The following is a 16,035-nucleotide window of genomic DNA, read 5'->3' as shown; positions in this document are numbered from 1 at the left end:
AGCGATTTTTAGTGTGCGTTCGGATAAGGTAAGATCTGCTTTATTATTTACACAAAATTTGAAATATTTTTTAGAAAAATGTTTTGCAATATTAGAAATATGTATTGTATAATGATAGCGTGGCATAGGTAATTGCGAAATTGATTTAAGATTTTGGCTGTGCATATTATGTACAGGTAATTTTTTTACGAATTTAATTAACTTATTTTAACAAAAAGAATCATTAATTTATAAAAAAATTATTGTTTCGTAAATGCCTGTATAAATACTAGGAAAAAAGGAGGAGTATGTTAAAAATAATAAACTCTCGGAATTTTGAAGAATCAGACTTGTAATATGCAAGTATTGTATTTGGGAAAGTAATTATTATCATGGCTTGGACATTCCGAAAGTTTATAACAAAAAAGGAGGAAAGAGAATGAAAAAGCGAATCAGATGGAAGACAATTACTTTTTTAATTGTAGTTTTTTGTCTTTTTGGAAGCAATTTGGGACGTTTGCCTGATACAGTGGCAATGGTAAAAGCAGATTCTGACACAGAAGAATCTTTGGAAAGTGTTTATTTGCAAGAAACAGCAGGGGAAGCAGGTTCTGAGACAAAAGGAGAGCCTACGGTAGATATAGAAGATCCTAACGCAGGAGACGTTTTGGATTATTCTAGATTACAGATGGAAGTAGATATAGCAGCCATGTATCTTGCCAATGAGGAGTTTCTGGAACCGTATACCGAGGAATCGGTGGCGGTATATCGGTTAGCTTATGAAGGAGCCAAATCTATTTTAAGGGAAAGAAAAGCAGGCTCACAAGAAGAAATTGATGAAGCCAGCAGAGCATTGGTTCATGCATATGAATTCCTTTTTAGAAAAGTATTATCTGTAACTTTTGATACCAAAACAGAAGAAATCAGTATTGACGGACAGAGGGTTGTGTATGGAGAGAAGGCAAAACAGCCAGCTGTTCCAGAAAGAACAGGATGTACGTTCAAAGGATGGTATCAGGATAAAGCCTGTACGATAGAATATAATTTTGACGAACCTGTGAAAACCGATCTGGTTCTTTATGCAAGATGGTCCGTTTTTTCAGCAAAACTGGAAGAAGCCATTCGTTATGCCGAAAAAGTACTTCAGGATGAAGACTTTATCATTGCATATACAGAAGAAAGTATAGAGATATACCGGGAAATATTAGAATATGTAAAAGAATTAGTGGCACAGGAACGGATTCAGACGATGGAAGAAGCACAAGACTGTGAAACCGTATTAAAAAATCCAGAAGAAGCCATGAACAGAAAAGAAATTCAGATTCTGTTTATGGATGGAGAAGAGTGCATAGGTAAACAGAACGTTTTATATGGTGATCGAATTGGATATTATACTCTGGAAAAGAGTGGATACCTGTTTGCAGGATGGTTTATGTCACCAGACGGTACAGAGAAATTCGATTTTGATCGCATTATAAGAAAAGAGTATGTGCTCTATGCAAGATGGAATCTGGATTATTCAGAACTGGAAGCAGCAACAAAATCAGCAGAAGAAAAATTGAATGATCCAGAGTTTGTTGCACCATATACAAAGGAGTCTCTTGAGAAATATCAAGAGGTACTGAAAGAAGCACAGAATGTTTTGTGGAAGCGGAATGCACAGTCTCCAGAAGAAATCCAGGAATTAATTGAAAGATTAGGACAGGCAAGAGAAGATCTGGTGAATAAGGTGTTTACCGTTACCTTTGTAAGTGATGACGGTACGGTACTGGGAACCCAGGAAGTAGAATATGGAGAAACAGCAACATTGCCAGAACCTCCAGAAAAAGAGGAATATCTGTTTGATGGATGGTACATAGATGGAAACTATAATACAGCATTTGATTTTGAAATTGAGATTTGGATGGATACGATTCTTTATGCAAAATGGAAGGTTGATTATTCCAGCTTGGAAGAAAGCATTGCACATGCAAAAGAAAGACTGGCTAAGGAAGAAGAGATGGCTAAGTATACAGAAGAATCTGTTAAAAATTATCAGCTTATAACGGAAAAAGCGGAAAATATGCTGACAGAAGAATCTGCTTTATCGGCAGAGGAAATCAATGCTATGATAAAAGCACTGGAAAAAGCAGAACAGGATTTGAAAGTAAAAGTTTTCCATATTGTATTGGATAGTAATGGTGGAACTGATTTTGCAATACAGAACGTCAGCTATGGAGAAACCGTAGAACAGCCAGAAAATCCAGAGCGAGAAGGATATGTATTTATGGAATGGTGCAAAGATGAAACACTGGAAGAACCATATGCATTTGAAACAGAAGTGACAGAACCAATGGTGCTTTATGCAAAATGGGAAGTGGACTATGCTCCATTAGAAAAAGCTCTGGAACATGCAGCAGAACTTCTTTCCAATAAGGAAGAATTAGAAATATATGAAGAAAGAACAGTAAAGAGACTTGAAAGAGCTTATACGCAGGCTCAAATGGTCTATGAAGAACAGAGTGCACATACGGCAATGAAAGTCGCTGTGCTGGTTTCTGAATTGGAACATGCAGAAAGTGCATTGGGCATAAAAGAATGCATGGTAACCTTCCAGACAAATGGTGGAAGCGGAATTCCAGACCAGAAAGTAAAATATGGGGAAAAAGCAGTACGACCAGAAGATCCAGAAAAGGAAGGCTACCTGTTTAGAGGCTGGTATCAGGAAAAGACCTGTCAAACGGTATATGATTTTGAAACTCCAGTAAAAGGAAGAATTATGCTCTATGCAAAATGGGGGATCTCCTATGATGGATTAAGTGAAGCCGTTCAGCATGCCAACGAGCTTATACAAAGTGAAGATATGGCAGCTTATACGAAAGTATCTGTTGACAATTATAAGGCAATCATAAAAGAAGCCACAGATATGATAGAACAGGATACCGCACTGACAGCAGAAGATGTTACCGTATTAATTGCGACACTGCAAGAACCACAAAAGGTATTGGCAAAGAAAGTATTGGAAATTACATTTGACAGCAATGGTGGAACAGAAATACCAGTTCAGAAAATTACATATGGAGAGCAGGTAACACGGCCAGAGGATCCAGTAAAGGTTGGCTATCTATTTGAAGACTGGTATGAAAACGGTACATTTGCAGAGTTATATGATATGAATGCAGAAGTAACAAAAGGACGGATCCTCTATGCAAAATGGGCTCTGGATTATTCTGAATTACAAAAAGTGTTAGAAGAAGTAAGGCAGGATCTTGAGAGCGTTGACTTTACCACTGGAAAGATTCAGGCAGATTTGGAAAACTGCCTACAGATTTGTGAGAAAGCAGAGCAGATGTGTACCAATAAAACGGCAACATCCATTGAACAGATTCTTGGAATGATTGAGGAATTGAAACTGGCGAAAAACAGACTGTCTGGAAAGAAACTGACCGTAAAATTTGACAGCCAGGGAGGAACACCAGTTACAGACTGTACGGTATTCTATGGAAGTGCAGTAAAAGCACCAGCAGTTCCAGAAAAAGAAGGATATGTATTTGCTGGATGGTATAAGGACGAACAGCTTGCTCAGAAATATGATTTTGCATCACTAGTTGAATCAGAATTGACACTTTATGCAAAATGGGAGATCGATTATAGACAATTAGAACTGGCAGTAAGCAAAGCAAAGGAGAATTTACAAAATTCTGCATTTGTAGAAAAATATGAGGCAGCGTCCATTAATGAGTATCAGAAGACAATCCAAGAAGCAGAACAGATATTGAACAGCCAGTCCTGTCAGACACCACAAGAAGTAACGGATCTGGTAAATACATTACGCAATCCAGAATTAAAATTAGTCTGCTTTACGGTATCCTTTATCAGCAATGGAGATTCGGATATTATCGAACAGACAGTGGAATATAATAGCTGTGCAGTGAAGCCAGAAGGAGTGGAAAAGGCTGGATATGTATTAGAAGGCTGGTATGTAGATCAAAGCTATCAGAAGGCATATGATTTTACAACATGGGTAAGAAGTGATATTAGGCTGTATGCAAAATGGGCTCTGGATTATCGTAAGCTTTCTTGGGAAGTAAGCATATCAGATAGCAGTGTACCACAAAAGGATGAATGTTATTATAAAGAAGAATTCTGGAGTGTATATAAAGAAGCATATCGGAAGGCACGTACTATGTTAGCAGAACGAAATGCAAAGACAAAAGAAGAAGTGGAAAAATTAGTAAATGAATTGAAACAGGCAAGAGAAAAGCTTGAGAAAGAATACCTTACAGTGAAATTTGACAGTCAAGGTGGAACAGAAGTAAAAGACCAGACAGTAGTAAGTGGACAGATGGCAATAGAGCCAGATACACCGGAGAAGGAGTCGTATGTGTTTGCCGGCTGGTATGTGGATCAAGAATGTTCACAAAGATATGATTTCGATACAAAAGTAACCAAAGATATGACTCTTTATGCGAGATGGGAACTGAACAGTTTCGAACAGTTAAAAGCTATGGCAGATGTGATAAAGGCTCAGAAAGAAAGCGGAGAGTTTGAGAAAATGTACAAAAATGATAAAGCAATGAAGAGCTTTGAAAGAACCTGGAAACGTATTGTAGAATTTTTAGAAGAAGACGATGTTGATCTGGAAGACGCACAAGACTGGTTAGAGGAATTAGAAGAGAAACTGGAGAACTTAACAAGAATAGGCAGCAACTAAAACCAGCAGATTACAGGAACGAAAGAGAAAGTTTAGAGGAAAGCAACTCTTTAATAAGGGTTGCTTTCTGTCTTGTAGTAAGGAAGGCATAAAGGAGGAGGCATATGAAAGATGGTGTAAAAAGAAAACTGCTAGTTCGAATAATCATTGCACTGGGGATTTTTCTAATAGCAGGAGTGGATGAAGGAGGTGTGGTCCAAGCAAAAAAATATGAAACATATGAAGAAACCATACAGGAAGTGAAATGGAAAATAAACGTATATCCAAGTGGGGAAGGAGTCATTTATCCAGCGTATTCCAAACAGATCGCTGGGAAGATTACAATACCAGATACCGTAGCTGGGCAGAAAGTAACTGCAATTAAGGAATATGCATTTGAGGAATGTGGTAAGCTGGAAAAATTAGAATTTTCACAATGTACGTCTTTGAAAAAGATAGGGGATAGTGCATGCATAAAATGCAGTGCGTTAAAAGAAGTAGAGGTATCAGGCTGTATTAATTTAACAACCATAGAGGATGGAGCGTTTGCTTACTGCAGTTCTCTGGAAAGCATGGATCTGTCATCCTGTACAAAACTGGATGTCATAGGAGACTATACGTTTTATTCCTGTGACAAAATAGAAACGATAGATCTGTCAGGGTGCAGCAGTCTGAGTAAACTAGGAAAAGAAGCCATGGCTTGCTGCGGCAGTTTAATGGATATTCTGATATCACCGGAAAATGGGAATTATCTGTCAGCCGATGGAGGCGTATATACAAAAGCAGGGAACAAGCTTATTACATTTTCAGGAGGACGACAAGAAGGAAAAGGAATAGACAGTGTGAAAGAAATTGGAGAGTATGCATTGGAAGGAGCAAAGATAGAAAGGCTGGACTTGTCAGAATGCAGAAAATTAACGGTAATAGGATACTATGCGTTTACTTCTTGTCAATATTTAAAAGACATTTGTTTGCCAGACAGTCTGGAAACTGTGAAATACGAAGCATTTTCTGAAACAGTGGTTCAGAATATTTATTATTGTGGGACTTACGAGAAGTTTAAACGGATTTCAATTGATACAGGCAGCGGGATGTTTAAGGGCTCTCCTAATATTATTTATATGGAGATTTCCGTTATAACCCAGCCAGAGAATCAAGTGTGGGAATACCCGCAGGACATCATTCCATTGGAAGTGGAGACAACCTATGGAATCGGGAAAGATGGAAATCAGACAGGAACGTTAAGTTATCAGTGGTACCAGAATACAACCAATTCCAATATAGGCGGAATCCAGATTCAAGGTGCAACGGACAGGAGGTATAAACCGGATATTGAAAAAGAGATTACATACTGTTACTGTGAAATAACCAGCCAATGTGATAACTTTACGTATACCACAGTTTCAGATGTGGCTGTGGTGGAGGTAACATGCGGGACAGAATTTCTAGAAAATTTCGTAGAACTAAAGAAAACAATTTGTGATGCCATGATAAAAATAGAAAGTGGCATATATGTAGAAAATGTAAAATTTAAAACGTATAAAGTCTATGTAATGATATGTAAAAACAAATTGGAGGAAAATGAGATTCATTCCAAAGAAGAATTACATTCTGCGAAACAAAAAATACAGCATACGGAAGAAAAATTGACGTTACGATAAAGTCTGGGGATGAATTCCCTAAGGTGATAGAACTTATTATATGAGGAGGATGTTTATGAAAGAATATGTGAAAAGAAAAGCATTTCTGGGAATGGCTCTGCTAGGAATGTTTGTGCTGGGTATTTTTGGAAAAAAAGTTGCAGTGAAGGCAGCAGGTTACAAAACGTATACACAAGAGATAGGTGGAATTACATGGTGTGTAGATGTTTACGAATCGGGAGAAACCATTCTTTATCCAGATGATAAAAGTCAGATACGTGGGGACATTCATATACCAGGTGAAATACAAGGCTATAAAGTAAATCAAATTGAGGGGGGAGCATTTCAAAACTGCAGGAATTTGACAGGTGCAGATCTGACACGATGCACCCAATTAGTTATGATAGGGGATGAAGCCTTTTCTGGCTGTGTCAAATTAACTTGGACTAAGTTTTTAGACTGCAAAAAATTAACAGATATAGGATCTGAAGCATTTGCTAACTGCAAAAGTATGGTAGAGATGAATTTAAAGTCATGTGCAAATCTGGAAACAATAAGAAGAAAAGCATTCTGGAATTGTACCAGTATGGTAAAGATGGATTTATCAAAATGCGGTACGTTGAAAACCATAGAAAGCCAGGCATTTTTAGGCTGTGGAAAACTGGTGGATATTCTAATATCTAAGAAAAATAAGGAATATACATCGGAAAACGGTATTCTGTATAGCAAAAACAAGGACAAGATTATTGCCTATCCAAGTGGAAAGGAGAGAGTGAGAGTTTTAGCGGAGGTAGAAATAATAGGCGAATCTGCCTTTGAAGGGCTGCCAATCGAAGCCGTAAATTTAACACAGTGTAAAAAACTTACCACCATAGAAAGTCGTGCCTTTGCCAATTGTACCAGTTTAGAAAAAATAGACTTGTCAGACTGTACCAGTATCACAACAATAGGAGAAAGTGCCTTTGATGAATGTGTCAGTTTAAAAACGGCAGATCTGTCCGGATGTGCCAACTTAACGGCAATCGGAAGAAGTGTTTTTTATAGATGCAGTAACTTAACAAAAGTCAATTTGTCCGGATGTGCTAAGATGAAAAAAATAGAGGCAAGTGCCTTTTATGAGTGTTATAGGCTGGGTGTTGTAGATTTGTCTGGATGTGCCAGTTTAACGACAATAGGAGGAAGTGCTTTTTCTTACTGCAGTGATTTAGCCAGTATAAATTTGTCTGGATGTGCCAGTTTAACGACAATAGGAGGAAGTGCCTTTTATCGATGCTATGATTTAGAAAGTATAAATTTTTCAGAGTGTGTCAATTTAAAACGAATAATGTGGGATGCCTTTGAGTATTGTTCGAGATTGGAAACTGTCGATCTATCAGAAAATAAAGAACTGGAAGAAATAGGAGGAAGTGCCTTTTATGGGTGTTCTATGTTAAAAGAAATGGATTTGTCCAAATGTAATAAATTGACAAGTATAGGGGATAGAAGTTTTTCTTATTGTAAGGCTTTAAAAAGCATACAGGTGTCAACTGAAAATGTACAATATACATCGGTAGACGGTATTCTATATAACAAAGACAAAACCAGGCTTGTTGCCTATCCAGGTGGAAAAGAAGAATGGGAAATTCTCTCTAGTGTAACAGTAATCGGAACATATGCCCTAGAAGGTGCAAAGATTAAGAACGCAGACTTTTCAGAGTGCGTAGATCTGATAACAATAGAAAACGGTGCATTTTACAAGTGCACTAGTTTAGAGGAACTTATGTTGTTACAATGTACCAAATTAACAGCAATAGGAGATTCTGCATTTTATAACTGTAAGTCCTTAACGGAAATTGATCTGACAAAATGTGAGGATTTGCAAACAATAGGAGATTGTGCATTTTCCTATTGTACTAGTTTAGAAGAAATCGCGTTGTCACAATGTGTCAAATTAACAACAATAGGAGATTGTGCATTTTCCTATTGTACTAGTTTAGAAGAAATCGCGTTGTCACAATGTGTCAAATTAACAACAATAGGAGATTCTGCATTTTGTGAGTGTTACTGCTTGGAAGAAATGGATCTGTCAAACTGTGTAAACTTATCAGCAATAGGAAGTGATGCCTTTTCCTATTGCAGAAAATTAAAGAACATACACATAGCAGTGGAAAACCAGAGGTATACTTCTGTAGAAGGAGTTCTTTACAATAAAGTTATGGATGAGCTGATTGCATATCCAGGAGGAAGACAGGAAGGAGCTGTATTGGGAAGCGTAACGAGTGTAGGAGAAAATGCATTCGAAGGAGGCAGTATTGTAACAATTGATTTGACCGAGTGCACCAATTTAGCAGAAATCAAATACCAAGCATTTTATGACTGTAATAATTTGAAAAAAGTATATTTAGCCGAGAATATTCCGTTAACTACAATAGGAAGTGAAGTATTTTGTAATTGTTATAATTTGGAAACAATGGATTTATCGAAATGTGCAGATTTGGTTACAATAGGAAGTAGTGCATTTTGTAATTGTTATAATTTGGAAACAATGGATTTGACAAAATGTGTGAATTTAACTTCGATAGGAGGTAGTGCATTTAATTATTGTTCTAGATTAGAAACAATGGATTTGTCCCAATGTATCAAACTGACTTCCATAGGGACACAAGCATTTTCCTACTGCAGCAGATTAAAGAGCATTCAGATTGCTTTAGAAAATGCACAATATGCATCAGAAGACGGTGTTCTCTATAATAAGGATAAGACAAGGCTTCTTGCTTATCCAGCAGGAAAAAGAGAGCAAAGCATAGTGCTAAGTGTGGAAAGTATTGGTGAATATGCATTTGAGGGAGCCAGTATAGAAAAACTGGATTTATTAGAATGTACCAAATTGAAAAAAATAGAAAGCTATGCATTTTACAATTGTCATTTAAAAGAAATAAGTTTACTAGACAGCCTGAATACAATTGGATATTGTGCGTTTGAGTATGTACCATTACAAGCGATCTATTACTATGGTACTTATAGAGACTATAGCAAAGTGAATGTATCAGAATGGAGTTATATGTTTAGCAGAAATCCAAAGTTTTATTGCATGAAGATATCTTTTACCCTTCATCCAAAAAGTAAAAATTATGTTCTCCCAGGCGAGGTACAGCCAATAACAGTAACGGTTTCCCGTGGAACGGATAAGAATGGCAATCCAGCAGGAACTGTATCGTATCAATGGTACCAAAGCAAAGAAGGCTTAAATGAAAAAGGAACTTTGATTCCAGGGGCAACTGAGGCGACGTATATTCCACAGACAGAAGAAGGTATCACATATTATTACTGTGAAGCAACAAATGAGTGTAACGGTTATAAGTATACGGTCGTTTCAAAAGCGGCAACCATAGGAATTGAGTATTATATGGATTGTTCGGAGTTTGAGATGTATATTCAAAATGTCATTACCAAAATCCAAAGTGGTGCTTATGTGGAAAATATAAAATTAAAAACGTATAAATCCTATGTATATGCATGCCAATACAAGATACAGGAAAAAAAGATTGAGTCACAGGAAGAAATAGTGGCTGCCATGCGGAAAATTTTCAATATGGAAAGGAATTTGACAGAGAAAGATCAGACGGGACGTGTCATAATAGAGAAAGGATCGTCAGAAAATGCAGGAGCAGAAGAAGGACAACCAGAAGATACGAAAGCAGAAGAAGGACAACCAGAAGATACGAAAGTAGAAGAAGGGCAGCCAGAAGATCCGAAAGTAGAGAAAGAGCAGTCCGAAAATCCGGAAGCAGAAGAAGGACAGCCAGAAAATGTGGAACTAGGGAAAGAGTAGTCCAAAAGCGTCTGATAGAAATGTTCTTTTAAAATTAGGTTCAGTTTTTGGAAAGAAAGTATACATATAGTATAAGAATTGCATTTGGAACCTAGATAAAATACAATCTTGTTTTTGAATATTATGAAAAGAAAAAATCGCTGTATCCATTAAATTACTGGATTACGGCGATTTTCTTTCTTATTATGCTGTTTGGGAGATTATTCTTTTTTTTAAGAAAAGTACCTATTCATAAGGATTGCATCTTGAATCAAGATAAGATACAATAAAAGACATAAAAGTACAATGAGGAGGAGCATATGAGAAAAGTAACCAAAAAAGTTCTGGCATTTCAATTGGCAGTTGCCATGCTAATTCCAGTACCAGTCTTAAAAACAGCAGTGGTTCAGGCGGCAGAACAAGAACTGGCAACTGGCATGCAGAATGGTTCTACCACGCTGGAGATGAAACATTACGGAAGATTTTATGCAGATTCTATAGATACAGAAAAAGCCAAACTTGAAATTGTTTCTTATAGTGAGGAAACAGGTTATGCTTATGCTATAAGTGGAAAAGAGCAGAAAATAGAAGTGATTTCTGTAGATAAACCAGACGGAAAGGAAGAAGCAGCTTCTTTTTCCGGGATGGATTATGATGTGAAAAACGATATAGAAGAAAAAAATAGTACATTTGTATGTGGAAAAATGACAAGCATTGCCGTTTCTCCTAGTGGAAGATATCTTGCTGTTGCGGTTCAGCATAAGGAATATAATCAAAAAGGGCTCCTTGTGATCTATAGATGTAGAGAGGATGAAAGTCTTAGCAGTCCTGTTATATATGAAGCAGGGGTGCAGCCGGATATGGTTACATTTGCAGATGAAAATACCCTGCTTTGTGCAGACGAAGGAGAACCAAAGGACGGATATGGAGAAACAGCTGAAGATCCCAAAGGAACGGTAACCATTGTAAATATTAAGAAAGGTACTAGTACCCATGTGGGATTTGAAAGCTTTACAGCAGATGAGCTTATAAAAAAGAATGTTTTAATAGGGGCTATGGATGGAAAGCCAATGGATCCATCCAAAGATTTAGAACCAGAATACATAGCCGTGTCACCAGAGGAACAAAAAGCTTATGTAACGTTACAAGAAGCCAATGCAGTGGCAACACTGGATCTGGGAGCAAAGAAATTTACCCGTATTGATTCCGTTGGATTTGAGGATTATGCCAATGTCCCAGTGGATCTGGTAAAGGATGGTGCATATAAACCGAAATGCTATCCAAATCTTGTTGGAGCCAGAATGCCAGATGGAATTGCTTCTTATGAAGCCAATGGAAAGACATATCTTGTAATCGCCAACGAAGGAGATGACAGAAGCTGTGGAACGTATACCAATACATGGATGACAACGGAACTGACCAATACAGAGATTGTGACAATGGATTCCTCCAAAGTGCTTGGAATACCAAGTGGCAAGACAGCACTGTCAGGTGGACGCAGTTTTACTATATTAGAAGTGACATCAAATGGACTAAAAGAAGTCTATGACAGTGGAGCAGATTTTGAATCCATTACAGCCAAAGTCAATCCACAGCATTTTAACTGTTCTTCTAAAAATACGACATCAGAGTGTACCAGTGCAGAAAGTGGTCCCGAACCCGAAAATGTAACGGTAACAGAAATAGAGGGAAGAATCTATGCCATGATTGGATTAGAAGGAACGGGCGGCATTATGGCATATGATGTTACGACACCGGAATACAGTATGAATGTGAATTACATCTGTACTAGGGATTATTCTTCTGCCACTGGAGGAGATGTGTCGCCAGAAGGACTTTGTGTGGCAGATGTGGAGGGCAGTCCAGTGCTTCTGGCTGCCTATGAAGTAAGTGGAACGCTTTCCGCTTATAGCCTGACGAAAAAAGAAGCCGAGGATATCATTGTCCTGTATACAAATGATGTGCATAATGCTTATCAGAAGGCAGAGGGATGTCTTGGCTATGCTTCTGTAGCACAATATAAAAAACAGCTGGAATCATTAGGCTATCAAGTACAGTTAGTGGACAATGGAGATGCAATCCAAGGTGGCATAATTGGTACCGTATCAAAAGGTTCTTATATTAAAGATATTATGAAAGCAATCGGATATTCTATTGCCATTCCAGGAAACCACGAGTTTGATTTTCAGATGGAACCTTTTTTACAGCTTGCCAAAGAAGCCAAAGCAGATGGGGGATACGAATACATTAGCTGTAATTTTGACGATAAAAGAACAGGAAAAACCATATTTGCACCATACAAGATGGTGGATTATGGAAGTAAAAAGGTTGCATATATTGGCGTATGCACACCAGAGAGTTTCACAAAAAGCACGCCATCCTATTTTCAAGATGAAAATGGAACGTTTATTTATGATTTTTGTGAAGGAAATCAAGGTGCAGATTTATACAAAAGAGTACAGGAAACCATAGATACCGTAAAAGAAGAAGGGGCAGACGTTATTGTGGCAATGTCCCACTTGGGAACGGATAAAACAAGTACGCCTTTTACTTCGCAGGAGCTGATTGCCCATACAAGCGGGATTGATGTTTTACTAGACGGACATTCCCATAGCACCATTATCGGTGAACTGTGTAACGATAAGAACGGAAAGCAGGTGATAATCAGTTCAACCGGAACTGCTCTTAAGAATCTTGGAGTGCTTCGGATTCAGCCAGATGGCAGCATGTCAAGCAGTTTGATTGATCAGATTAGCATGCAGGATTCCCAGACATTGACGTATGTCAATTCCATTACCGAAAAGTTTCAGGCACTTGCTGACAGTAAAATAGCCTATACCGATATTACGCTGGCTGTAAATGATCCAGAAAGTGGAAAACGTATGGTACGATCCCGAGAGACCAATTTAGGAGATCTTTGTGCAGATGCCTATCGGAGCTTGTTAGGAACGGATATTGCATTTGTAAATGGCGGTGGTATTCGTGCAGATATTCCAAAAGGCGACATTACCTATTCCGATATTATTAAGGTCCATCCATTTGGCAATAAGGCTTGTGCGGTGGAAGTAACAGGACAGCAGATTCTGGATGCATTGGAATTTGGTGCGAGAGCAGTAGGAACAGGGGAAAATGGCGGTTATCTTCAAGTATCTGGTATCACATTTGACATAGACAGTACCATACCAACATCGGTAGTTGTGGACAATGGGGTATTTGCTGGCGTCAAAGGAGATTACCGCATACAAAATGTAAAGATTGGTGGGGAACTGCTGGATACAAAGAAAACGTATACCGTAGCTTCCCATAATTATATGCTGAAAGAAGCTGGGGATGGCTATTCCATGTTTACTGGAAGCAAGCTTTTACAGGATGAAGTAAAGATAGATAATCAAGTACTTATGGAGTATATTACCCAGTTATTAGACGGAAGGATTACACAGGATAGTGACTATGCCAATCCATATGGAGCAGGAAGAAACCGCGTGATTTTAGAGAAGAAGAAACCTACCCAGAAAGAAGATGGATATGTGAAGTATCAGGTGGGGAACGAAGAAGTTACAGAAGTAGTAAAAGCTATAGGAAATCGTTCGTCAGCAGAGGTTCATAACCATGAATTTGAGGAAAAAGTGATACCTGCCACATTAAAAAGGGATGGAAAAATTGTGAAGGTATGTACAGGATGTGGAAAAGAAGATACAGTGGTTATTCCGAAAATCAGAAAAGTTTCACTTTCCACATACTCATATGTGTATGATAAGAATGTGAAGACACCAAAGGTTATAATAAAAGATAAAACAGGCAAGTATTTATTATGGGGGATAGATTATGTTGTAAAATATGAATCAGGACGGAAAAAAGCTGACAGATATGGTGTGAGCATTACGTTTGCTGGAAATTATAAAGGAAAGGTAAGAAAATCTTTTGTGATCCGTCCAAAGGCAACGAGTATTATTAAGGCTGTACCAGATGAAAAAGGCTGTGTTTTAAGCTGGAAAAAACAAAAAACGGAAACAACAGGTTATCAGATTGAGTTTGCAACGGATAAGGATTTTGCAGATGGAATACTAGTGTCTGTACGAAATAATATGATTACAAGCAAGTCTATTAAAAGAGTGAAAGCCAAAGTAAGAAATTATTTAAGAATCCGGACTTATAAGGTTGTTAGGATAAGCGGGGAAAGAAGACGGGTTTACTCAGAATGGAGTGCTCCACGGACAGTTATTCCAAAAAAATAAGACTGTAAAGTTCATTTGGATAGGAAGGAAGAGAGTTTTGCTTGACAGAGCACACATAAAAGGTTACTGATTATTCAGAGAATTTTATATGTAACTTGTAATGATTAAAAGTAGTAGAAGCTGTCCTAAGTCACAGAGAGTTATCATATGGTGGAAGATAACTTGAGAAACTTTAAACTTGCTTATGAACACGAAAGCTGAACTTAAGCAGGTTTTGGTGGGAATTCCCGTTATAGAATATTAAGTGCAGGACAAGTCCTGAATAAGAGTGGTACCATATAAGATTTCGCCTTTCGTCTCTTGAGAATATATGTTAAGAGACGGAAGGTTTTTTATTAATGGTGCTTCATCCAATGGATTACGATTCATTAGGTTTCTCTTTTTTTAAAATTCTAGGTATGTAGTAATAATTATTTTGTTTGCTTGTTAATATCATTAATAAAAATAGAAAGTATATCATTTTTTTTAAGCTTTCCAAAAAAATATTTTTGATGGCCAAAATCCTTTCGTATTGCGAATATTATCTCTTCCATTGCATAAAGAATGGCAAAGTTATCAGATGGCTGATTATCAAAAGCTATTTTTCTATAATTTAACCATTTTCTAATTACATCGTTAGAACCCCATAAAATTAATTCTTTGGAAAAATCAGAAATCAATTTTTGGGATTCTTCTTGATTAAAATCATTTTGGTTCTGTACTTGTTCCAATATTTTAAAGACCATGTTAATGTATTGCTGATAAGGTGCTTCTCTCTTTTCATATAAAAACTTTTTAACATTAAATTTATATTCAAATATTTTTGAAACAATAGAACTAATAACGACACCAATAATAGAAACACCGCCAGTTATTATTGCAACAATTATAACGGTATCTGTTTTTTGTGCAAAATGTTTTAAATAAGATATAAATGAATTGATTTTTTGACATAGTTCTGTAAAAAGATAACTTATTACCCCAAATATTACAATGAGTAAAATGATTATAATAATAAACCAAAACAATCTATAATTAGCAGGAAAATGAATGGATTAGGTTGCTTCTTTTGCAACGGAAAGGATATTTTATGAAATTACAGAAAACTTTGGCGGCTGTTGTGGCTTTCTCCACAATGCTATCTAGCATTCCTATGTCTGTACGGGCAGATGAAACCGTCAGTTTCCCTCCGGAAGAATCGGAATACTGCCAGCAGGACGAACCCATTATCACGATCAATGGCTGTGGATATACTGCCCAGCAGTTTGTGGAGAGAGTCCTTGCATATACCATTGTGCCAGATCCCATTGCCACAATGGAAACAGAAGATGGAACCGAGATTGAATTTGAATACAATGAAGAAAGGCAGAGAACGGAGAAAATCGTAGGACAGGAAATCACTACGTATCAGTATGATGAGTTTTCCAATCTGGTATCGGAAGTGCTGCCGGACAAAAAGCAGATTACATATTCCTATACGGCAAGGGGCAGTGAAACCAGTGCCTACAGCATATCCTATTGCAATGCTACCTACAAATACTGTATTCAAAATGGCATTATCACAGGACTGGTTGACAGGAACAACAAGACAATCTGCACGTATGACTATGACAAAAACGGAACAACCAGGCATATCTATGAGATCAGGGGAAAAAAGAAAATAGAGCATAAGGACAATTCGGGAGATATGTTTGTTGGCTGTGTAAATTCCCTAAGATATGATGGGGAATGTTACGATCC

At 37.4% G+C, this 16,035-nt stretch carries 6 protein-coding genes and 1 other annotated feature; of the genes, 5 read left to right on the top strand and 1 reads right to left on the bottom strand.

Annotated features, from left to right (window positions below):
* Nucleotides 1–418: 418 nt before the first annotated feature.
* The 4 genes from BMY85_RS11860 (at nt 419) to BMY85_RS11845 (ending at nt 14,316) form a co-directional block, all read left to right on the top strand.
* Nucleotides 419–4,672 carry an InlB B-repeat-containing protein gene (locus BMY85_RS11860; protein WP_092478493.1) on the top strand — a complete coding sequence of 1,418 codons (4,254 nt, stop codon included), beginning with the start codon at nt 419–421 and terminating at the stop codon, nt 4,670–4,672.
* A 104-nt stretch (nt 4,673–4,776) separates the two neighbouring features.
* A complete protein-coding gene (locus BMY85_RS11855; protein ID WP_092478492.1) occupies nt 4,777–6,312 on the top strand; it encodes a leucine-rich repeat domain-containing protein in 1,536 nt (511 codons plus the stop codon).
* A gap of 55 nt (nt 6,313–6,367) precedes the next feature.
* Nucleotides 6,368–10,102, top strand: coding sequence for a leucine-rich repeat protein (locus BMY85_RS11850; RefSeq protein ID WP_177180768.1), 3,735 nt, complete (start codon nt 6,368–6,370; stop codon nt 10,100–10,102).
* Between the two features lie 299 nt (nt 10,103–10,401).
* Nucleotides 10,402–14,316, top strand: coding sequence for a choice-of-anchor I family protein (locus tag BMY85_RS11845; protein ID WP_092478490.1), 3,915 nt, complete (start codon nt 10,402–10,404; stop codon nt 14,314–14,316).
* Between the two features lie 91 nt (nt 14,317–14,407).
* Nucleotides 14,408–14,620, top strand: a binding site (T-box leader).
* A 106-nt stretch (nt 14,621–14,726) separates the two neighbouring features.
* Here BMY85_RS11845 and BMY85_RS11840 read toward each other — a convergent pair.
* The gene (locus BMY85_RS11840; RefSeq protein ID WP_092478489.1) at nt 14,727–15,323 is read right to left on the bottom strand and encodes a hypothetical protein; all 597 of its coding nucleotides are present in this window, start codon (nt 15,321–15,323) and stop codon (nt 14,727–14,729) included.
* Nucleotides 15,324–15,385: 62 nt separating this feature from the next.
* Here BMY85_RS11840 and BMY85_RS11835 point away from each other — a divergent pair.
* Nucleotides 15,386–16,035, top strand: a 650-nt coding sequence (locus BMY85_RS11835) for a hypothetical protein (RefSeq protein ID WP_143066377.1), incomplete at its 3' end; no start/stop codon positions are given.

Source organism: [Clostridium] polysaccharolyticum (assembly GCF_900111595.1).
GTDB classification, from domain to species: domain Bacteria; phylum Bacillota; class Clostridia; order Lachnospirales; family Lachnospiraceae; genus Clostridium_AI; species Clostridium_AI polysaccharolyticum.
This window is presented reverse-complemented; position numbering and strand designations above follow the sequence as displayed.